Annotated in this window: 13 protein-coding genes; 6 read left to right on the top strand and 7 right to left on the bottom strand. The window is 72.3% G+C overall.

Features of this window, described 5'->3' with window-relative positions; translation table 11 throughout:
• Positions 1–2: 2 nt before the first annotated feature.
• From ABZ887_RS15540 to ABZ887_RS15515, 6 genes are all read right to left on the bottom strand, one after another.
• Positions 3–2,195: a bifunctional glycosyltransferase family 2 protein/CDP-glycerol:glycerophosphate glycerophosphotransferase gene (locus tag ABZ887_RS15540; protein WP_361288559.1), complete on the bottom strand. Its 2,193-nt coding sequence runs from the start codon at positions 2,193–2,195 to the stop codon at positions 3–5.
• A gap of 124 nt (positions 2,196–2,319) precedes the next feature.
• The gene (locus tag ABZ887_RS15535; protein WP_361288556.1) at positions 2,320–4,581 is read right to left on the bottom strand and encodes a bifunctional glycosyltransferase family 2 protein/CDP-glycerol:glycerophosphate glycerophosphotransferase; all 2,262 of its coding nucleotides are present in this window, start codon (positions 4,579–4,581) and stop codon (positions 2,320–2,322) included.
• 165 nt (positions 4,582–4,746) lie between these two features.
• Positions 4,747–5,586, bottom strand: coding sequence for a carbohydrate ABC transporter permease (locus ABZ887_RS15530; RefSeq protein ID WP_361288553.1), 840 nt, complete (start codon positions 5,584–5,586; stop codon positions 4,747–4,749).
• On the bottom strand, positions 5,583–6,917 hold the full coding sequence (locus ABZ887_RS15525) for a sugar ABC transporter permease (protein WP_361288550.1): 1,335 nt from the start codon (positions 6,915–6,917) through the stop codon (positions 5,583–5,585). The genes ABZ887_RS15530 and ABZ887_RS15525 overlap by 4 nt, the downstream gene beginning before the upstream one ends.
• Positions 6,918–6,924: 7 nt before the next feature.
• Complete coding sequence (locus ABZ887_RS15520; protein WP_361288547.1) at positions 6,925–8,313, bottom strand: ABC transporter substrate-binding protein; 1,389 nt, start codon at positions 8,311–8,313, stop codon at positions 6,925–6,927.
• 151 nt (positions 8,314–8,464) lie between these two features.
• Entirely contained in the window at positions 8,465–12,310 is a 3,846-nt protein-coding gene (locus tag ABZ887_RS15515) for an FHA domain-containing protein (protein ID WP_361288544.1), read from the bottom strand.
• Between the two features lie 417 nt (positions 12,311–12,727).
• On the opposite strand from ABZ887_RS15515, the gene ABZ887_RS15510 reads away from it, so the two are divergent.
• The 4 genes from ABZ887_RS15510 to ABZ887_RS15495 all read left to right on the top strand — a co-directional run bounded on the left by ABZ887_RS15510 (position 12,728) and on the right by ABZ887_RS15495 (position 18,075).
• Positions 12,728–14,509 carry a serine/threonine-protein kinase gene (locus tag ABZ887_RS15510; protein WP_361288541.1) on the top strand — a complete coding sequence of 594 codons (1,782 nt, stop codon included), beginning with the start codon at positions 12,728–12,730 and terminating at the stop codon, positions 14,507–14,509.
• Between the two features lie 111 nt (positions 14,510–14,620).
• Positions 14,621–15,856 carry a serine/threonine-protein kinase gene (locus ABZ887_RS15505; protein ID WP_361288538.1) on the top strand — a complete coding sequence of 412 codons (1,236 nt, stop codon included), beginning with the start codon at positions 14,621–14,623 and terminating at the stop codon, positions 15,854–15,856.
• Between the two features lie 184 nt (positions 15,857–16,040).
• The gene (gene prfB, locus ABZ887_RS15500; RefSeq protein ID WP_361288535.1) at positions 16,041–17,147 is read left to right on the top strand and encodes a peptide chain release factor 2; all 1,107 of its coding nucleotides are present in this window, start codon (positions 16,041–16,043) and stop codon (positions 17,145–17,147) included.
• 301 nt (positions 17,148–17,448) lie between these two features.
• Positions 17,449–18,075, top strand: a complete 627-nt coding sequence (locus tag ABZ887_RS15495) for a hypothetical protein (RefSeq protein ID WP_361288532.1) — start codon at positions 17,449–17,451, stop codon at positions 18,073–18,075.
• Between the two features lie 107 nt (positions 18,076–18,182).
• Here the strand turns inward: ABZ887_RS15495 and ABZ887_RS15490 are convergent, their stop codons facing one another.
• Positions 18,183–18,377 (bottom strand): hypothetical protein, encoded by a 195-nt coding sequence (locus ABZ887_RS15490; protein ID WP_089106595.1) that lies wholly within the window; start codon positions 18,375–18,377, stop codon positions 18,183–18,185.
• A 257-nt stretch (positions 18,378–18,634) separates the two neighbouring features.
• On the opposite strand from ABZ887_RS15490, the gene ftsE reads away from it, so the two are divergent.
• Positions 18,635–19,324, top strand: a complete 690-nt coding sequence (gene ftsE, locus ABZ887_RS15485; protein WP_059203505.1) for a cell division ATP-binding protein FtsE — start codon at positions 18,635–18,637, stop codon at positions 19,322–19,324.
• A gap of 35 nt (positions 19,325–19,359) precedes the next feature.
• Positions 19,360–20,277 (top strand): permease-like cell division protein FtsX, encoded by a 918-nt coding sequence (gene ftsX, locus ABZ887_RS15480; RefSeq protein WP_361288528.1) that lies wholly within the window; start codon positions 19,360–19,362, stop codon positions 20,275–20,277.
• The last annotated feature ends 35 nt before the right edge of the window (positions 20,278–20,312 follow it).

The following is a 20,312-nucleotide window of genomic DNA, read 5'->3' as shown; positions in this document are numbered from 1 at the left end:
GGTCAGCTCCTGACGAGGGTCGCGGCCGGGGCGGGCAGGCGTTCGGCGAGCGGGATCACCGCCGGGATGTCCTCCGGCGGTCGGCCGAGGAACACCCGGCGCACGACCCGTTCGGCGGCCAGGCCGTCGTCGAACTGGCAGAAGCGCGCGCGGAAGTCGGCCCGCAGCTGCCGGGACTCCGGGCCCCGGTAGGAGCCGTCGCGGAAGATCCGGGCCAGTTCCTCGGGGGTGCGGGCGACCGGTCCCGGCGGTTCGGCCATCAGGTCGAAGTAGACGCCCCGGGTCTGCCGGTAGACCTCCCAGTCGTCGGCGTACACGACGATCGGCCGGTCCAGGTTGGCGTAGTCGAACATGATGGAGGAGTAGTCGGTGACCAGCGCGTCCGCGGCCAGGCAGACGTCCTCGGCGGAGCGGTGCGCGGTGACGTCGATGACCCGGCCGGTGCCCGCCGAAGGGCCCCGGTCGTAGAAGTAGTGCGCGCGCAGCAGCACGACGACGTCCTCGCCGGCCGCCTCGCAGAACGCCTCCAGGTCCAGGCCGGGCTCGAAGCCGGTGTGGTGGTCGCGGTGGGTGGGGGCGTACAGCACGGCCGTCCTGCCGTCGGGGACGCCCAGCCTGCGGCGGGCCCGGACCACCTCGTGGGCGGTCGCCGTGTAGTAGACGTCGTTGCGCGGATAGCCGTACTCCAGCGTCCGGTACGAGCCGGGGAAGGCGCGCTCCCACGTCTGGGTGGAGTGGCGGTTGGCGGAGAGGTTGAAGTCCCAGCGGTCGACGCGGCCGAGCAGCTTGGCGAAGCTTCCGGTCTGCGCGGCGACCACCGGGTACGTCGACTGGTCGACGCCCATCTTCTTCAGCGGGGTGCCGTGCTGCGTCTGGACGTGCACGCTGCCGGGCCGCTTGACGACCCCCTCGGCGAAGTTGGCGTTGTTGACGAGGTACTTGGCGCGGGCCAGCACCTGCCAGTACCGGCGGCTGCCGATCACCGCGTACTCGACGTCCTCGGGCACGCTGTGTTCCTGACCGGCCTCGACCAGGAACACCGAGCGGAGGTGCGGGGCGAGTTCGCGGGCCACGGCGTGGATCGCGGCCGGGTTGCAGACGTAGCCGCGCCCCCAGTACGCGCAGTACACGGCGAGGTTCTGGTCCAGCGGGCGGCGCAGGTCGAGGGCGTACCGCAGCCGGGTGAGCGGCATGCGCGGGCGGGGCAGCCGCCCGGCCGCCGAGGCCGCGACCCGGTTGGCACCGCGCAGCACCCGGAACGCCGTGTACGCGCCCGCCGCGAGCAGCCGGTGCTGGACGCCCACGCTCCCGCCCGGCATCCGGAACCCGTCCGGCCGGTGCGTGCGGTGCAGCCGGGCCGCCCGCCGGAAGAACGCCCGGCGCCCGGACGGCATCCGGTCCGGCCGCGCGGCCGTCCTCAGCACCACCGCGAAGACCTGCTCGAACAGCGCCCGCGCCCGCTCGCCGGGCAGCGCGGCGGCCCGCTCAAGGACCAGCTCCGCCTGGTCGAGGAGCTCGTGCTGGTGCGGCCCGGGCAGGTTCAGCCGGCTGCCCTGGCGGCGCAGCCGGTGCCGTACGACCACCGAGCGCAGCACCGCGATCCGTTCGGCGGCGACGGTGGTCAGGCCGCCCCAGCCGAGGTCCGTGAAGTGCCCGTCCGGAAAACTCAGCCGCCGTTCGGCCAGGAAGGCACGGCGGTAGACCGCGCTCCACGCGGGCAGGGCCACGCCCGTCAGCCGGGGCGCCCGGTCCGGGGCGAAGGCGCCGTCCGGGACGCCCGCAAGGAGGGGGACCGCCGGGTTGCCCGGCTCGCCCTCCCACCAGGGCGCCCGCTCGTGCTCGGCATACAGGACGTCCACGTCACCGGTCTCGGCGAGCCGGGCGTCCAGCTGCGCCAGCGCGCCCGGGATCAGCACGTCGTCGCCGTCGAGGAAGAGCAGGTACGTGCCGTTCGCCGCGCGCATCCCGGTGTTCCGGGCCCCGCTCAGCCCGGCCGACGGCGGCGAGTGCACCGGGGCCACCCGGGAGTCCCGCTCGGCGTAGGCGGCGGCGACCGAGGCGGCCGGGGCGTCGGGCGCGTCGCAGACCGGGATCAGCTCCAGGTCGCCGAAGGACTGGGCGAGGACCGAGTCCAGCGCCTGGGAGAGCCGGCCGGCGACCCCGTGGGACGGGACGATGATGCTGAAGCGGGTCATGCTGCTCTTTCTCAGGTGTGCATGCGGCCCGGCCTTCCCGTCGGCCGCCAGGTGGACGGCCGGGACGGAGTGGGCCGCGAGGTGTTGGGGGGCATGAGGGAACTCCCTGCAAGGCAAACGGCGTTCAGCGGCTCTCGGTGACGGGCAGATGGCCGGAAGGTTGCGGAACGGTGGCCAGCGGGGAGTGGGCGAGCCCCGCGGCCGCCGAGGGCACGGGGTGCCGCTGCTCCAGCGGGACGACCTCCGGCAGCCCGGCCGGCTCGCCGAGCACCACGTGCCGGACGACCCGCTCGGCGGCGCGTCCGTCGTCGTACCGGCAGAACCGCTCGCGGAACGCGGCGCGCAGCTGCGCGGAGCGGGAGCCGCGCCAGTGGCCGGTCGCGAAGATGTCGATCAGTTCGTCCTCGGTGCGGGCGACCGCGCCGGGCGGGCTGGAGCGCAGGTCGAAGTAGGTGCCGCGGGCCGCGTGGTAGGCGTCCCAGTCCTCGGTGTGCACGACGATCGGCCGGTCCAGGTTCGCGTAGTCGAACATGATCGACGAGTAGTCGGTGACCAGCGCGTCCGCGGCCAGGCAGAGGGACTCCACACGGGGGTGGCCGCTGACGTCGATCACCCGGTCCCCGGACGCGAGCGGACCGCCGTGCCAGTAGTGGGCGCGGGCCAGGATCACGAAGCGCGGACCGAGGCGGCGCACGATCCGGTCCAGGTCGAGAGCGGGGCGCTGGGTGCGCCGGTAGTCGCGGTGGGTGGGCGCGTACAGCAGGGCGACCGTGCCCTCGGGGATGCCGAGCGACGCGCGGATCCGGGTGACGTCGGCCGTGGTGGCCTGCTGGAAGACGTCGTTGCGCGGGTAGCCGTATTCGAGGGTCCGGTAGCCGCCGGGGTAGACGCGCTCCCAGGTCAGGGTGGTGTGCCGGTTCGCGGACAGGACGTAGTCCCACTTGTCGACACCCCGCAGGAGCTCCTCGAAGTCCATGTCGGCGGCGGCCGCCGGGTGTTCCTGGAGGTCCAGGCCCATGTGCTTGAGCGGGGTGCCGTGCTGGGTCTGCACGAACACCTGGCCGGGGCGCTTCTTCAGCCGCCGGTCGAAGTTGACGTTGTTGACCAGGTACTTGGAGCGGGCCAGCGCCGTCCAGTAGCCGAAGGTGCCCGGCCGCAGCCGGCGCGGACCCGGCGGAACCGTGTGGTGGTGCTCCGGACGGGCGATCCACGCGGTGCGGATGTGCGGGGCGTGGGTGCGGAACGCCTCCTCCAGCGCCCCCGGGTTGCAGCCGTGGCCGCGGTTCCAGTAGGCGGCGAAGACCGCGCGGTCGGCGCGCAGCGGGAGCCGCAGCTGGATGCGGTAGTGCAGCTGGAGCAGGGCCGAGCGCAGACCGCGGACGGACTTGACGCCTGCCTTGAGGGCGCGGCGGCGGGCGGACATCGCCAGCTGGAGGGCGCGGTAGGTGCGGTGCAGGCCGTAGTGGACGAGAGCGTGGCGCAACCGGGTGCGGAGCGGGATCTGCGAGCCCCCCACCTGATAACGCCGGTAGTGGGCGCGGGCCGTGCGCAGGAACTCGGCGCGGCTGCCCTTCGGGAGCCGGTCCTTCCTGGTGAACACCGTCGAGAAGTGGTCGACCATGCGGCGGAACAGCACCGGCCGCCAGCGCGCCAGTTCGGGCCGCTCCTCGATGAACGCGAAGACCCGGTCGTACTGGTCGAAGACGTCGAAGTGCCGGCGGCTCCGGGTGCCGAGGATGCTGCCCTGCCGCCGCTGCCGGTAGTGCACGCAGACCCGGTCCAGGGTCGCGATCGACCCGGCGGCCATCAGGGCCGGGTAGGTCCAGGGCGTGTCCTCGTAGTAGCCGGGTGGGAAGGCGAGGCCGTTCTCCTCGACGAACTCCCGCCGGTACGCCTTGTTCCAGGCCACCATGAGCACCCGCAGCAGACCCGGCCGGTCCTCAAGACGGAACGGCGCGGGACCCTGTTCGGTCAGGTGCAGCGCGACCTTGTTGCGCTCCGCCCGGCCCGTCCAGAACGTCCGCGCGTAGTCGTACACGAGCACGTCCGGGTCGCCGGTCTCCTTGATCCGGTCGGCGATCGCCCGCAGCGCGTCCGGCGTCAGCGTGTCGTCGCTGTCCAGGAAGAGCAGGTAGTCGCCGCGCGCCTGCGCCAGCCCCGCGTTGCGGGCGCCGCCCAGGCCCTGGTTCTCCGGCAGGTGCACGGCCTTCACGCGCGCGTCCCTCGCCGCGTACTCGTCGATGATCGTGCCGCAGGCGTCCGGTGAGCAGTCGTCGACGGCGATCAGTTCCAGATCGGGGTACGACTGCGAGAGCACCGAGTCCAGGCACTCGGGCAGATACGCCTGGACCTGGTACGCGGGGACAATGACACTGAACCTGGGCAAGGGACATCCATGGGTCGGTCGGCGCGGGCGTTCTGCCCGGGAACGGCCAATGGAGTGATTCGGTTACGGTTCGCTACGTCATGTGGGTTACGTTCCGTGAGCGGGGAGAGGCGAGCCGATGGCCGACTCGCCCCTTTCGAGAGCCCCTTGTGCGGTCTTGTGCGGTTATTTGACCGCGCCCGCCATCACCCCCGACACGAACTGCCGCTGGAACGCGAAGAACACGGCCAGCGGGATCACCATCGAGATGAACGCGCCGGGCGCGAGGACGTCGACGTTGTTGCCGAACTGGCGTACCTGGGTCTGGAGCGCGACCGTGATCGGCTGGGTGCTCGACTTGGTGAACACCAGCGCGACCAGCATGTCGTTCCACACCCACAGGAACTGGAAGATGCCCAGGCTCGCGATCGCCGGCCCGCCGAGCGGCATCACCACCCGCGTGAACACGCGCAGTTCACCGGCGCCGTCCAGCCGGGCCGCCTCCAGCAGCTCCCGCGGGATCTCCGCGAAGAAGTTCCGCAGCAGGAACACCGCGAACGGCAGCCCGAAGCCGACGTGGAAGAGGACCACCCCGAAGACCGTCCCGAACAGGCCGATCTTCCCGAAGAGTTCGGCGATCGGGATCAGCGCCACCTGGACCGGGACGACCAGCAGACTGACCACGACCAGGAACCACCAGTCCCGGCCCGGGAACTCCAGCCACGCGAACGCGTAACCCGCCAGCGCCCCTACGATCACGACCAGGACCGTCGCCGGGACGGTGATCAGGACCGTGTTCCAGAGGGAGTTGGTGATGTCACTGTTCTCCAGGAGCTTCTGGTAACTGTCGAACGTCAGCTGGGACGGCTTGGCGAACACGTGCCACCAGCCGTTCGCGCTCATGTCCTCCGGGGATCGGAGGGAGGACGCCAGCAGACCGATCGTCGGCACCAGCCAGAAGAGGGCGACGACGATCAGGAAGACCCGCACCAGACCGCCGTTGATCTTCTCCAGCAGTCGGCTCATCGCCGCTCCTCCCGCCGCAGCCGCCGCACGTTGAACCACATCACCGGGATCACGAGGAGCAGCAGGAACACCGCGATGGCGCTGGCGATGCCCGGCTGGCCCTCCGAGAAGCCCTTGCGGTACAGCTCCAGGGCGAGCACGTTCGCGTCGTCCTGCGAGGAGCCCGGCGCGATGATGTACACGAGGTCGAAGACCTTCAGCACGTTGATCATCAGGGTGACGGTGACCACCGCGAGGACCGGCGCCAGGAGCGGCACGGTGACCTTGCGGAACACCTGCCACTCGGTGGCCCCGTCGACCCGTGCCGCCTCCAGCAACTCCCGGGGCACGCCTGCCAGTCCGGCCGCGATCAGCACCATCGCGAAGCCCGCCCACATCCACACGTACGACCCGATGATGGCCGGCGTGACGAGGGACGGGCCGAGCCAGTCGACGCCGTTGTAGGGCTGCTTGAAGTTGCTCGCGGGGAGCCGGAGCCGGGCACCGTCGGCGGCGGCGGGCAGGGTGAAGGTGCCGTCGGCCGCGGCCTTCGTGGACGCCACCACCCTGCCGTCCTTCACCGCCTCGATCCGCATCCCGGCGTAGCCGACCTCGGACGGGTCGGGGGCGCCCAGCGTGCCGACGCCCTTGCCTCGGGTGAAGTCCTGCCAGGTGGTGCCGGTGATCCTCCCCGGATCGGGCTTCGCCGCCACGGCCTTCTTCGCGCCGTCGGGCAGCTGGTCGGGGGCGACGCCGAGGAGGGGCAGGGTGACGGCCTGGCCGGTGTGGACCGTCGCCTTCGTGACGAAGCCGCCCTGATCCGCCGTCAGGGGAGACTCCCGGCCCAGGTGGGCGTTGGGGAACGCGGAGGACCGGGCGAAGGTGTCGTGGATGCCGACCCAGACCGCGTTGGCGACCCCCTTGTCCGGGTCCTGGTCGTAGACGAGACGGAAGATGATCCCGGCGGCCAGCATCGAGATCGCCATCGGCATGAAGACGACCAGCTTGAACGCCGTGCCCCAGCGCACCCGTTCGGTCAGCACCGCGAAGACCAGACCGAGGGCGGTGGAGACCGTCGGGGCGAACACCACCCAGATGACGTTGTTCTTCAGGGCGGTGCGGATGCCGTCGTCCGTGAAGATCGCCTTGTAGTTGTCGACGCCGGCGAAACCGTCGCCGTTCGCGTTGGAGAAGCTGCGGATCAGCGAGTACCCGATCGGGTAGACCACGAGCGCGCCGAGCAGCACCAGGGCGGGGAGGAGGAAGAGAGCCGCCACGGTCTTCCGGGTGCCGGTCACGCTCCTGCGGTGGCCGGGAGGCGGAGCGGGGGCCGTGGTCGCGGGTGCGGCCATCGCCGGGTCAGCTTCCGCTGCCGTAGGCGGCCGCCGCGTCCTTCTCCAGCCTGGCCTGGGTGCCCGCGACGTCCGTCGGGTTCTGCAGGAAGTCCTGGAGGTCCTTCCACTCGCCCTTGCCCGGGGTGCCGCCGAACGCCTGCGGGGCCTGGTCGGACATGTCGAAGCGGAAGTCGTCGCCGGACGCGATCAGGGACTTGGCGATGGTGCGCTGCACCTCGTTCGGGTAAGCCGAGTCCGGTACGCTCTTGTTCGGCGAGAGATAGCCGCCGAGCTTCGCCTGGATCGTCGCCGCGTCCGGGGAGGCCAGGAACTTCGCCAGCGCCTGGGCGCCCTTGGAGTCCTTGAAGACGACCGCCGCGTCACCGCCGGAGACCACGGGCGCCGTCGAGCCGACGGACGGGAACGGGAACACCTTCGCGTCCGTGCCCACCTTCGCCTTGGTCTCCCCGATGTTGACCTGCACGAAGTCGCCCTCGTACACCATGGCCGCCTTCGGCTGGTCGCCGCCGGTGAAGGTCTGGGTCACCGAGGCCGGGAACTCCGTCTGCAGCGCGCCGGACGCGCCGCCCGCGACGTAACCCTTCTTGCCCCAGATCTGGGCCAGCGTGGTCAGCGCCTGCCTGACGCTCGGGTCGGTCCACTTGATCTTGTGCTGGGCGAGCTGGTCGTACTTCTCCGGACCCGCCTGGGAGAGGTAGACGTTCTCGAACCAGTCGGTCAGCGTCCAGCCGTCGGCACCGCCGACCGAGAACGGCGTGACGCCCGAGTCGTACACCGCCTGCGCCGTCGTCAGCAGCTCCTGCCAGGTCTTGGGCTCCTTGGCGCCCGCGTTCTCGAAGACCTTGGCGTTGTACCAGACCAGCGACTTGTTGGCGGCCTTGTAGTAGACGCCGTACTGCTTGCCGTCGACCTTGCCGATGTCCTGCCAGCCCTGCGAGTAGTTCTTCTGCACCTCCGCGAGCGTGTCCGCGTCGAGCGGCTTCGCCCAGCCCTTCTGGACGGCCTGCTTGATCGCGCCGGGCTGCGGCAGCAGTGCGATGTCCGGCGGCTGGCCGCCCGCGATCTTCGAGCCCAGGAAGTTGATGATCGGGTCCTGGGCGGGCACGAAGGTGACCTTCGCGCCGGTGCGCTTCTCGAACTCCGCGAGCACCTGCTTGAAGTTCTTCTGCTCCTGACCGGTCCAGACGGCGGCCACTTCGAGGGTGGTGCCGTCGAGCTTCGGCAGGGTGAGGGTGCTGGTCGCGGTGGCGCCGGTACTGGTGTCGCCGCCGCCCGACTTCTTGTCGCTGCTTCCGCACGCGGTGAGCGCGAGGGACCCCGCGAGCAGGGCGGCGAGTGTGGTGAGGGTGGTGAGGGTCCTGTGTGTCCGGATGGTGTTGCTCATGACGCGCATCACTTCCCCGTTCGTCGTTCCTCGTTGAACGTCAGAACTCTGTGCCGTGCGCTCCGGTGTACGCGGGGGCCGCGTATGCGGCAAGTGGGCCGACAGGTCAGCGCGGGGGATCGTGACTGCGTTGTGATCGGTGACCGGCGGGAGCCCTCGCTCAGAGAAGGGAAGGAACCTCCGCCGCCGAGACCTCCTTCGCCGCCCGCTCCACCGCGCTGGCCAGCAGGGCCAGGTCCGTCGGGCCGTTGCCCAGTTCGCGGACCGGGCGGCGGGCCGGGGGGTCGCCCATGCGGTGCCAGTCGAGGGGGACCACCGTGGGGCGCTGGGTCGCCGTGCGCGGGATACGGCCGGTGACGCGGCCCGTCTGGAACGCCGTGGTCCGGCCGTCCGGGGTGGTCAGGCGGCCACGGCCCGGTGCCGGTTCGTCGGGGCCGCCGGCCGGGGTGTCCAGGGTGATGCGCAGGGTGGCCTGCCGGGCCGGTTCCGTCTCCGCCGTACGGCCGCCCGCGCCGGCCGCCGCGACCAGGTGCACGCCCAGCCGGTCGCCCTCCTTCGCCACCGCCTCCAGCGCCCGCATCACGGAACCGGCGGCCGGGCGGCCCGGTGAGCCGAGCGCGGGGGAGACCAGGGCGTCCAGGTCGTCGACCACGACCACGAGACGGGGGAGAGGGGGCGGTGTCTCCGTACGCTCGCGGGCCGCGGCGCCGGACGACGGGCGCAGCCGGATCGTCGAACTCGGCGGGGCTTCTATGTCGGCGGCGCCCGCGGCGGCGGAGCGGGTGCGCTGCGGGACGATGCGGCCGGAGATCTCGCGCTGCGCATGCCAGTCGGTGAAGTCGGAACGGCCCAGCAGCTCGGCCCGCCGCTTCAGCTCGGCGCTCAGCGACTGCGCGAACTCCCGCATCCGCACCGGGTCGTTGGCGGTGAGGTGGGTGGTGACATGCGGTATGTCCGTACAGACCCGCAGGCCCTCGCCGTGCCCGGCACCCGTGCCGACGCCGTCGCGGCCGTCGATCAGGACGATCCCGAGCCGGTCGGGCCGCTCCGCGGCGGCCAGCGAGGCGACCGTCGACCGCAGCAGCTCGGTACGGCCGCTGCCGGGCGGGCCCTCGACCAGCACATGCGGTCCGTCGGCCACCAGGTCGGCGGTGAGCGGACCGCGCGGACCGGCGCCGAGCACCGCCCGGGCCCGGCCGCCCAGCGACTCGGTGTCGTCGGCCGCGTCCGCCCAACGGGCCATCAGCGAGGCCGGGGTGGCCCTCGCCAGCCCCAGCTCGTCCAGCAGCCGGGCGGACTGGGGGAGCGGGGCGGCCACGCGCGTGTGCCGCTCGGCGCCCGGGCCGTCGGGGCGCAGCGGGGCCAGCGCCCTCGCGAACCGCTCGGCCCAGGCGGGGGAGACCGCGTCCACCGCGGCCAGGGTGCCGGGGCCGACCGGGCCGGTGTGACCGGCATGGCCGCCGGGACCGGCGGAGACCCGCATCAGGTGCAGTGCCGTCGCCACGTCCCCGCTGAGCAGGGCGACCGCCCCGCACTCCCGGAACGTCGGCGTCACCGCGCACGCCTCCTCGTAGGTCCGGTCGACCGGGGAGGCGGACGAGGTGGGCGCCGTCTCCGCGAGGCAGATCACGTGCACTCCGGCGCGCGGGCCGGCCACGGTCAGCCGGGCCACCGCCTCGCGCAGCGCGGAGCCACCGGGATCGCCGTCCACGACGACGACCGTGTACGGCCCCGGGAAGCCGCCCTTGCCGTCGTCGCCGAGGTCGTCGCGGGCCCAGGAGGGGCGGTGGGCGGCTTCGGCGGGCGAGGCGTCCGCCGCCGTACGGGCGGATGCCGGTGCCTGCGGCGGGACCGGTGCCGGGCGGTCGGACGGGGTGGCCGGCCTTCGGGGGGCGGACAGCTCCTCCGTCCGCCGCAGCAGCTCCTCCACGCGGGCCGCCGCCTGTTCGCGGTCGTAGGCCAGCAGCAGGCGGCAGTCCTGGCCGTGCCCCGGGCGGACGTGCGGGAGCCAGCCGAGCCAGGACCACTCGGCCGTGCGCTCCTCCAGGGGGCGGGCCCGGTCCGCGCTGATCAGCACGATCTCCAGCAGGTCGGGCGAGTGCAGCGCGGCGAGCTGGGCCAGCACCGCGCGGGCGAGGCCGGCCAGGCGGGTGCGTGGGCCGGCCAGGCCGAGCGCGCCGGCCTCGCGCAGATCGGCGGTGACCGGGACGGCGGGGAGCAGCCCCGAACCGTCGGGCGCCGAGCGGTCCGCGGTGCCCAGCCGGACGGTGAGCGCCTCCGGGTGGCCGGGGCCGCGCTCCCAGAGACGGGGGCCGGGGCCGAGCACGGTCAGCAGCAGGGCGGCGGGGTCCGGCCAGGTCTCGGGCTGGGCGGGAAGACCGACGAAGGAGGTGCCGCCGTCCTCCGCCGCGGTCTCGTCGTCGACGGCCGACGGGGGCTCACCGCGCCCGCCGGCCAGCCGCCGCGCCCAGGCCCCGAGCCCGCCGCCGCGCTTGCGGGCAGCGGGCAGGGCGGGGGCGTCGGTACCGCGGAGGGGGGTGCCTTTGCGCCTGGCGGAGGGGGCGGAGGCGTCGGCGGGGGTGTCGGTGAAGGGGCCGTCGTCGGTGAAGCGGCTCTCGTCGGCGGCGGCGGCGGCCGCGGGGCGGGTGGCGCCGGTGCCTGCGGTGCCCGCGGAGGAGCTCGGGCCGCCGAGGGCTCCGGAGCGGCCGGCATGGGTGTCGCCCGAGCGGTGCTTGACGGCGGAGCCGCGCGCGGTGCCGGGGTCCTGCGCCGCGCCGGGGCCGGGTGCGGCCCCTGATCCGTGGGACGGGACGGGGCTCTGCCCGGCGCCCGACCCGGGTGCGGTACCGGAACCGCCGCGTGGGCCCGGCAGCGTGCCGTGCGTGCCGTGCGTTCCGTGCTCGCCGGCCGACGGGTGTCCGTGGCGGTCGTCGTCGCCCCCGGGCCCGGCCGACAGCGGCTCGATCCCTTGACCGGCGGACGGCGGGAACCCGCCCGGGTACCCGCCGTGCCCGGCCGGCAGTCCGGTCTCCCGTCCGGTCCGCCCGGTCCGCTCGCTCCGTCCGGTCCGCTCGCTTCGTCCGGTCTGTTCGGTCCGTGGTGTTCCGTCCCCGCGGCCGGCCGTCGGCAGCCCGCCCCGGCTCTCGATCCTCGGTGCGTCCCCCTGGGCCGGTACGACCGGTGGCTCCACCGCGCCGTGCCCCTGACCCCCGGCCGCCCCGCCCGCGGCTCCCCAGCCCGCGGTGCCGTAGGCGTGATGGGTACGGCCCGCCGGAGCGGCCGTACCGCCCCCGGGGCCGGCGGGACCGCCCTCGTCGGCCCCCTCGCTCCCCGTCAGCACCCGCATGCACCCCTCCCCGTCGGGTGCCGTGCCCACCCGGGCGCCCGGGCCCCCGGACGGCGTAAGCCGCAGGGCCGACTCCCCGATGCGCAGGAGCGAGCCCGGGGTGAGGCGGACCGGGTGGTCGGTGACGCGGGTGCCGTCCAGGGCGGTGCCGTTGGTGGAGTGCAGGTCGGCGACCGAGACCCGGCCGTCCGCGGCGACCGTGACCGCGCAGTGCAGCCGGGAGACGTCCGGGTCGTCGAGCGGGACGTCGGCGTCGGCGGAGCGGCCGATGGTGATCTGGCCGCCGTGCAGGAGGTGGACCCCGCCCGCGTCCGGGCCGGCGATCACGTGCAGCTGGGTCGGGGCGTCGTCCAGCTCGGGGTGCGGCTCGGGGGCCGCGGGCGCGCCCAGGGACAGCACCGCACCGTCGACCAGCGGGGGCTCGCCCAGGATGCGGCGGCGGGCGTCCAGCCGCTCCACCCCGGCGTACAGCACGACCGGGGCACCGCTCGGCTCACGGCCGCCCAGGCTGCCGTCCCCGGTGACCGCCGAGGCCAGCCCCGACGCCACCGCGGCCAGGTCCGTGCCCGAGGGCGCCGTCACCAGCACGTCCCGGCTCACGGCCCGGCCCCGCTGCGCGGCAGGGCCCAGCGGGTCTACGACGGTCAGCCGGATCTGCATCGCCGTCAGCGGTCCCTTCTGCGCGGGCGCGGATTTCCCCCCACCACCACTAGCGCGTGGGCGAGTTCTGCTGTCGCACGCATCCTCGCACCTGCCACTGACAACGTGCCCATGCCCCGATGGTAAGTGATCTTGATTGGTCAGCTCTGCCCCCAAAAGTGCCTGACCAATACCTTGCGCGCGATCACTTGAGATCGGTCACGTCCGAGCCCGGCAACCGGCGGACCGAAGCAAGCGTCTTTCCATCGAACGCATGCAGGAACGCCAACGTATGGGGATACGTCGGGACGCTTATCGGCTCCCTACGAGGGAGGGGAAAGCACAGCCGGACGACAGCCCGGTCCCAGGCACCACGGCACTACAGTGGGTCGGACACATGGGTCGGAGACATTCAGCAAGCAGCAGGGAGTGCATGACGTGCGGCCGGTAGGCAGCAAGTACCTCCTGGAGGAGCCGCTGGGACGCGGCGCCACGGGTACCGTCTGGCGTGCCCGCCAGCGGGAGACCGCGGGCGCCGAGGCAGCCGTGGCCGGGCAGCCCGGCGAGACCGTCGCGATCAAGGTTCTCAAGGAAGAGCTCGCGAACGACTCCGACATCGTGATGCGCTTCCTGCGGGAGCGCTCCGTCCTGCTCCGGCTCACCCACCCGAACATCGTCCGGGTCCGGGACCTCGTCGTGGAGGGCGATCTCCTCGCCCTGGTCATGGACCTCGTCGACGGTCCCGACCTGCACCGCTACCTGCGGGAGAACGGCCCCTTCACACCCGTGGCGGCCGCCCTGCTCACCGCCCAGGTGGCCGACGCGCTCGCCGCCAGCCACGCCGACGGCGTGGTGCACCGCGACCTGAAGCCCGCCAACGTGCTGCTCGCCCAGTACAACGGCCAGATGCACCCGATGCTGACCGACTTCGGCATCGCCCGCCTCGCCGACTCCCCGGGCCTGACCCGTACCCACGAGTTCGTCGGCACGCCCGCGTACATCGCGCCGGAGTCCGCCGAGGGCCGTCCGCAGACCTCGGCCGTCGACATCTACGGCGCCGGCATCCTGCTGTACGAGCTGGTCACCGGCCGTCCGCCGTTCTCCGGCGGCAGCGCCCTGGAAGTCCTCCACCAGCACCTGAGCGCCGAGCCCCGCCGCCCATCGACCGTCCCCGACCCGCTGTGGACGGTCATAGAGCGCTGCCTGCGCAAGAACCCCGACGAACGCCCCAGCGCCGAGAACCTCGCGCGCGGCCTGCGGGTCGTCGCCGAGGGCGTCGGCGTGCACGCGAACTCCGCGCAGATCGCGGCGGCCGAGGGCGTCGGCGCGCTGCTCGCCCCCGACCCGGCGCCGACCGCCGTACCGGGCGCGGCCGACGCGACCCAGGTGCTGCCGAACACGGGCGCGCCGATGGGGACGTACGACCCGAACGCCGCGACCAGCTTCCTGCCGCACACCGGCGGGCCGGTGCCGTTCGGCGCCGCCGACCCGACCGCCGTGCTGCCGAACACCGGCGCGGCCGACCCGACGGCCGTGCTGCCGCCGATGCCCCAGGGGCAGCCGGGCCAGCCGGGCCAGCCCGGCCAGCAGCAGCCGGAACAGCCGCATCCCTGGCAGACCCAGCTCCGCGCGGCCCGCGACCGCAACGAACAGACCCAGGTCCAGTACCTCGACCCGGGCGAGGACCCGCTGCGCCGCCGCCCGCAGCGGCAGGTGGCCCGGCCGCAGCAGCAGCCGCCGCGCCAGGCCCCGCAGCAGCAGCCGGTACGCCGGCCGCAGCCGCGAGGCCAGGGCGGGCAGGGCGGACCGGGCGGGTACGGCCAGCAGCCCGCCGGGTACGGCCAGCAGCCGGGCGGGTACGGCCAGCAGCAGCCCGCCGGATACGGCGGCGGCCGGCCGCCGCAACAGCAGTACGCCCCGCCGCAGCAGCCCCAGCAGCCTCAGCAGCGCTACGCGCCCCCCGCCGCCGAGCCGCAGCAGCGGGCCCCGCGCGAGCCGCGGCAGCGCAGCGCCAACCCGATGAAGATCCCCGGGCTCGGCTGCCTCAAGGGCTGCCTGTTCCTGGTCGTCATCCTGTTCGTCGCGGGCTGGCTGATCTGGGACCTGACCCCGGTGCACACGTGGGTGGGGGAGGGCCGGGGCTACTGGAGCCAGCTGAAGGACTGGACGAAGTCGGTCAGCAGCTTCGTCGGCAGTCTGGGCAACGGCTCAGGGAACTGACCGCGAGTCTGTGGATTTGTCGACACCTGGCGGGTGATTTCCGCCTCCGTGGTGAAGGTTGGCTCGTCGGACGCGTACTTTTGTCGGCAACACGCGTCTGTAGGAGCAGTCTTGGCACGGAAGATCGGCAGCCGGTACACCGCCAACCAGATCCTGGGGCGGGGCAGCGCCGGCACGGTGTGGCTGGGCGAGGGGCCGGAGGGGCCCGTCGCCATCAAGCTGCTGCGCGAGGATCTCGCGTCCGACGAGGAGCTGGTGGGCCGGTTCGTGCAGGAGCGCACGGCACTGCTGGGCCTCGAGCACCCGCACGTGGTCTCCGTCCGTGACCTCGTCGTCGACGGCAACGACCTCGCGCTCGTCATGGACCTGGTCCGCGGTACGGATCTGCGCACCCGCCTGGACCGGGAGCGGCGGCTCGCGCCCGAGGCGGCCGTCGCGATCGTCGCGGACGTCGCGGACGGGCTGGCGGCGGCGCACGCGGCGGGGGTCGTCCACCGGGACGTGAAGCCGGAGAACGTCCTTCTGGACATGCAGGGTCCGCTGGGCCCCGGCGGCTCCCACCCCGCCCTGCTGACGGACTTCGGCGTCGCGAAGCTCATCGACTCCCCGAAGCGGACCCGCGCCACGAAGATCATCGGTACGCCGGACTACCTGGCCCCGGAGATCGTCGAGGGGCTGCCGCCCCGCGCCTCGGTGGACATCTATGCGCTCGCGACGGTGCTGTACGAGCTCCTCGCGGGCTTCACCCCCTTCGGCGGCGGCCACCCGGGCGCGGTCCTGCGCCGCCACGTCACGGAGACCGTGGTCCCCCTCCCCGGCATCCCCGAGGAGCTCTGGCAGCTGCTCGTGCAGTGCCTGGCGAAGGCGCCGGCCTCGCGGCTGCGGGCGTCCGAGCTGGCCGCGCGGCTGCGGGAGCAGCTGCCGATGCTGGCGGGGATGCCGCCGCTGGACGTCGACGAGCCGGAGACGGAGGCGTCGGAGGAGGCCGAGGAGTCGGCGGCCGCAGCCGCTCCGGCCACGGAGGAGCAGCGGGTACGGCGCCGGGGGGCCGTCTCCCTGGTGCCGGGCGCCAAGCCGGACTCCAACCGGGACACGCACACGTCGATGCGGGTGCCGGGCCCCGACGAGCTGGCGGGCGGCGCCCGGGGCACGGCGCGGGTGCCGAGGGCGTCGGGGGCGCCGCGGCCGGGGTCGGCGCGGCATCGCGTGGCGGCTCGGCGACGCAAGGTGACGTTCGCGGTGGCGGGGGTGGTGGTGGCCGCGGTGGTGGGCGTCGGGGCGTGGCTGGCGACGTCCGGTGACGATGCGGCTCCGCCGCAGGAGACCCACAGCACGTCGACGCCGTGACCGCCCCGTCGCCCGTCGCCCACCCACCCGACTCGATAGGCCAAAACCCCACCGCCACGGGACTCCGCCCCGGACCCCGGCGGGGGGCTTGGCGTCCTCCTGGCTCGGCCCCCCTACGCGGAGCGGAGCGCGTGGGCGATGCCCGTCGGCCATCCTCGCTTGGCGGAGCCGTTACGCTGGAGGCGTGGCAGTCGTCGATGTATCCGAAGAGCTCAAGTCCCTCTCCTCGACCATGGAGTCGATCGAGGCCGTTCTGGACCTCGACAAGCTGAGGGCAGACATCGCCGTGCTCGAGGAGCAGGCGGCCGCGCCGTCCCTGTGGGACAACCCGGACGAGGCGCAGAAGATCACCAGCAAGCTGAGCCACCTGCAGGCCGAGGTCAGGAAGGCCGAGGGGCTGCGCGGGCGGATCGACGATCTCGCCGTGCTCTTCGAGATGGCGGACGAGGAGGACGACCCGGACACCCGCGCCGAGGCCGAGTCCGAGCTCGCCGCCGTCAGGAAGGCGCTGGACGAGATGGAGGTCCGGACGCTGCTCAGCGGGGAGTACGACTCCCGGGAAGCGCTGGTGAACATCCGCGCCGAGGCCGGTGGCGTCGACGCCGCCGACTTCGCCGAGAAGCTGCAGCGCATGTACCTGCGGTGGGCGGAGCAGAAGGGCTACAGGACCGAGCTCATCGAGACGTCGTACGCGGAAGAGGCCGGCATCAAGTCGACCACCTTCGCCGTGCAGGTGCCGTACGCCTACGGGACCCTCTCCGTGGAGCAGGGCACGCACCGGCTGGTGCGGATCTCGCCGTACGACAACCAGGGGCGCCGGCAGACCTCCTTCGCCGGGGTCGAGGTGCTCCCCGTGGTCGAGCAGACCGACCACATCGAGATCGACGAGTCCGAGCTGCGGGTCGACGTGTACCGGTCCTCCGGGCCCGGCGGCCAGGGCGTGAACACCACCGACTCGGCGGTGCGGCTGACCCACCTCCCCACCGGCATCGTCGTCTCCTGCCAGAACGAGCGGTCGCAGATCCAGAACAAGGCCACCGCCATGAACGTGCTGCAGGCCAAGCTCCTGGAGCGGCGCCGGCAGGAGGAGCAGGCCAGGATGGACGCCCTCAAGGGCGACGGCGGCAACTCCTGGGGCAACCAGATGCGGTCGTACGTCCTGCACCCGTACCAGATGGTCAAGGACCTGCGGACCGAGTACGAAGTGGGCAACCCCGAGGCCGTGTTCAACGGCGAGATCGACGGGTTCCTGGAGGCCGGAATTCGCTGGCGCAAGCAGCAGGAGAAGTAGCTTTGTCGACTCGCCGACGGTGAGTCCGTCGACCTGGAACTGCCGCCCCCGTGGCGGCAGTTCTCGTTTGTCTGGGTTTTACGTCACACTCACATGCTTCAAGCCCCGGCATTGGGTGCGCAACTGGACATCGCGCCCGCAACGGCCTTGACGTTGCTTTGAAAAATGGGAAGGGTGAAGGGTGGCATGCGTATCTCTGGGGCGCATGTGAACCGGGGGGCTTGCGCATCCGTAGCCTTCTCCGTCGATCACGGCCCCAGCGCCGCCATCCTGACGTTCAGCTACTGGGGGTAGCAACCAGATGACCAAGAAGACCCGGATCCGGGTCGCGCGGATAACCGCCGGCCTCGTGATCGCCGCCGGTGCCTCGCTGACCGCGGCGGGCGCGGCCTCCGCCCTGTCCATCGGCGTCGAGGCCGACGAGACCGGCGTGAGCGTGAACGCCGACCTCGACGGCGATGACTCGCCCGCCCCGACCGACAGCGCCACGGAGATCCCGACCGGCCCGGCCTCGCCGACGGAGGAACCGCCCTCCAGCGAGCCGCCGACCAGCTCGCAGCCGTCCGAGCCGAGCGAGCCCACGGACGAGCCCACCCAGCCGACCGACGAGCCCACCGAGCCGACGGACGAGCCGACCACCGACGACCCGACCGACGGCAGCGGCACGGGTACCGGTGACAGCGGCAGCGGCAACAACACCGGCACCGACGGCAACTCGGGCACCTCCGCGCAGGAGGAGGGCACCTCCGCCCTCACCGACACCGGCTCGTCGAACACCGAGGCCCAGGGCGGCGGCGGCCAGCTCGCCGAGACCGGTGCCGCGCAGACGACCTTCCTCATCGTCGGCGCCGCCACGATGATCGCCGGCGGTATCGGTTTCCGTATCCTGCCGCGCCTCATGAGCGGCCGCGGCGGCGCTGCCGCCTGACGGTAGCCAGTCGCTCACGGAGCGCATGTGCACCGCAGGGCGAAGGGCCCCGAGCAGTAGCTCGGGGCCCTTCGGTCGCTCTCGGCGGGCTTCGGGTGTGAGCTTCGTTACGCGGTCTGGTGCGCCGCCAGCAGCGCCACCGCGGCGATCAGTACCGCCAGCAGCCCGATCAGCGCCATCGGGTTCAGACCACCTAGGAAACTCTCCTGCTGAAGACGCTCGCGGTTGGCACGGCACACGGGGCACCGGCCTTCGCTCACGGGCGCCGCGCAGTTCGCGCACACCAACCGGTCGTACGTCATGCGCTCGCCCTCCTTGCACCGGCCATCGCCTACACAACGCTCTGCGGAACGAGAACGTTCCCCTCCCACTGTGCCAGGTTCCCCCGGAAAGGGCGCGGCCGTCCGTGGAGCCCGCCCGGCCACTCCGGGGCACTCGGGAGAGACTGCCCCGGAACAAAACCGCACAAGCCTCACCCAACCGTGACCGGCGCCTGCGCTTCCTCACCCGACTCGCGTATGGTCACGCTCATCTACCCCCGGCGACCCGTGGTGCATCCGTGATCCGATTCGACAATGTCTCCAAGGTCTACCCCAAGCAGACCCACCCCGCACTCAGGGATGTCTCCCTGGAAGTGGAGAAGGGTGAGTTCGTCTTCCTCGTGGGATCCTCCGGCTCCGGAAAGTCCACCTTCCTGCGGCTGATCCTCCGCGAGGAGCGGTGCAGCCACGGCCAGGTGCACGTCCTCGGCAAGGACCTCGCCCGTCTCTCCAACTGGAAGGTGCCGCAGATGCGCCGCCAGCTCGGGACGGTCTTCCAGGACTTCCGTCTGCTCCCCAACAAGACGGTCGCCGAGAACGTGGCCTTCGCCCAGGAGGTCATCGGCAAGTCCAAGGGCGAGATCCGCAAGTCCGTGCCCCAGGTGCTCGACCTCGTCGGGCTCGGCGGCAAGGAGGACCGCAGGCCCGGTGAGCTCTCCGGTGGTGAGCAGCAGCGCGTGGCCATCGCGCGCGCCTTCGTGAACCGGCCCAAGCTGCTGATCGCCGACGAGCCCACGGGCAACCTCGACCCGCAGACCTCGGTCGGCATCATGAAGCTCCTCGACCGCATCAACCGCACCGGCACCACCGTGGTGATGGCCACCCACGACCAGAACATCGTGGACCAGATGCGCAAGCGCGTCATCGAGCTGGAGAAGGGCCGTCTCGTCCGCGACCAGGCCCGCGGCGTCTACGGCTACCAGCACTGACCGCGACCGTCCACGGAAAGGCATAACCCGACGCCATGCGCGCCTCGTTCGTAATGTCGGAGATCGGAGTCGGTCTCCGCCGCAATCTGACGATGACCTTCGCGGTCGTCGTCTCGGTCGCCCTGTCCCTGGCGCTCTTCGGCGGCTCGCTCCTGATGAGCGACCAGGTCAACACCATGAAGGGCTACTGGTACGACAAGGTCAACGTCTCGATCTTCCTCTGCAACAAGAGCGACGCCGAGTCCGACCCGAACTGTGCCAAGGGCGCCGTCACCGACGACCAGAAGAAGCAGATCCAGGCCGACCTCGGCAAGATGTCGGTGGTCGAGAAGGTGACCTACGAGTCGCAGGACCAGGCGTACAAGCACTACAAGGAGCAGTTCGGCGACTCGCCGCTGGCCGACTCCCTCACGCCGGACCAGATGCAGGAGTCGTACCGGATCAAGCTCAAGGACCCGGAGAAGTACCAGGTCGTCGCGACCGCCTTCGACGGCCGTGACGGGGTCCAGTCGGTCCAGGACCAGAAGGGCATCCTCGACAACCTCTTCGGCCTGCTCAACGGCATGAACTGGGCGGCCCGCATGGTCATGGCCCTGATGCTGGTGGTCGCCCTGATGCTGATCGTCAACACGGTGCGCGTCTCCGCGTTCAGCCGTCGGCGCGAGACCGGCATCATGCGGCTGGTCGGCGCCTCCGGCTTCTACATCCAGGCCCCGTTCATCGCGGAGGCCGCCGTCGCCGGCCTGATCGGCGGCACGGTCGCCTGCGGATTCCTGGTGATCGCCCGGTACTTCATCATCGACCACGGCCTGGACCTGTCCCACAAGCTGAATTTGATCAACTTCATCGGCTGGGACGCGGTGTTGACCAAGCTCCCGCTCATCCTCGCAACGAGCCTTCTGATGCCCGCGCTTGCCGCGTTCTTCGCGCTGCGCAAGTACCTGAAGGTGTGACGCATGCCAAGAGGGCCGTACGGGCAACCGCCCGT

Source organism: Streptomyces sp. NPDC047061 (assembly GCF_040643955.1).
Lineage (GTDB): Bacteria > Actinomycetota > Actinomycetes > Streptomycetales > Streptomycetaceae > Streptomyces.
The sequence above is the reverse complement of the archived record's forward strand: the minus strand, read 5'-3'. Positions and strand labels throughout refer to the sequence as shown.

Coding starts and splice junctions, on each gene's coding strand:
- ABZ887_RS15540 (WP_361288559.1), bottom strand. CDS start 2,195: ATGACCCGCTTCAGCATCATCGTCCCGTCCCACGGGGTCGCCGGCCGG.
- ABZ887_RS15490 (WP_089106595.1), bottom strand. CDS start 18,377: ATGACGTACGACCGGTTGGTGTGCGCGAACTGCGCGGCGCCCGTGAGC.
- ABZ887_RS15525 (WP_361288550.1), bottom strand. CDS start 6,917: ATGGCCGCACCCGCGACCACGGCCCCCGCTCCGCCTCCCGGCCACCGC.
- ABZ887_RS15530 (WP_361288553.1), bottom strand. CDS start 5,586: ATGAGCCGACTGCTGGAGAAGATCAACGGCGGTCTGGTGCGGGTCTTC.
- ftsX (WP_361288528.1), top strand. CDS start 19,360: ATGCGCGCCTCGTTCGTAATGTCGGAGATCGGAGTCGGTCTCCGCCGC.
- ABZ887_RS15495 (WP_361288532.1), top strand. CDS start 17,449: ATGACCAAGAAGACCCGGATCCGGGTCGCGCGGATAACCGCCGGCCTC.
- ABZ887_RS15520 (WP_361288547.1), bottom strand. CDS start 8,313: ATGCGCGTCATGAGCAACACCATCCGGACACACAGGACCCTCACCACC.
- ABZ887_RS15515 (WP_361288544.1), bottom strand. CDS start 12,310: ATGCAGATCCGGCTGACCGTCGTAGACCCGCTGGGCCCTGCCGCGCAG.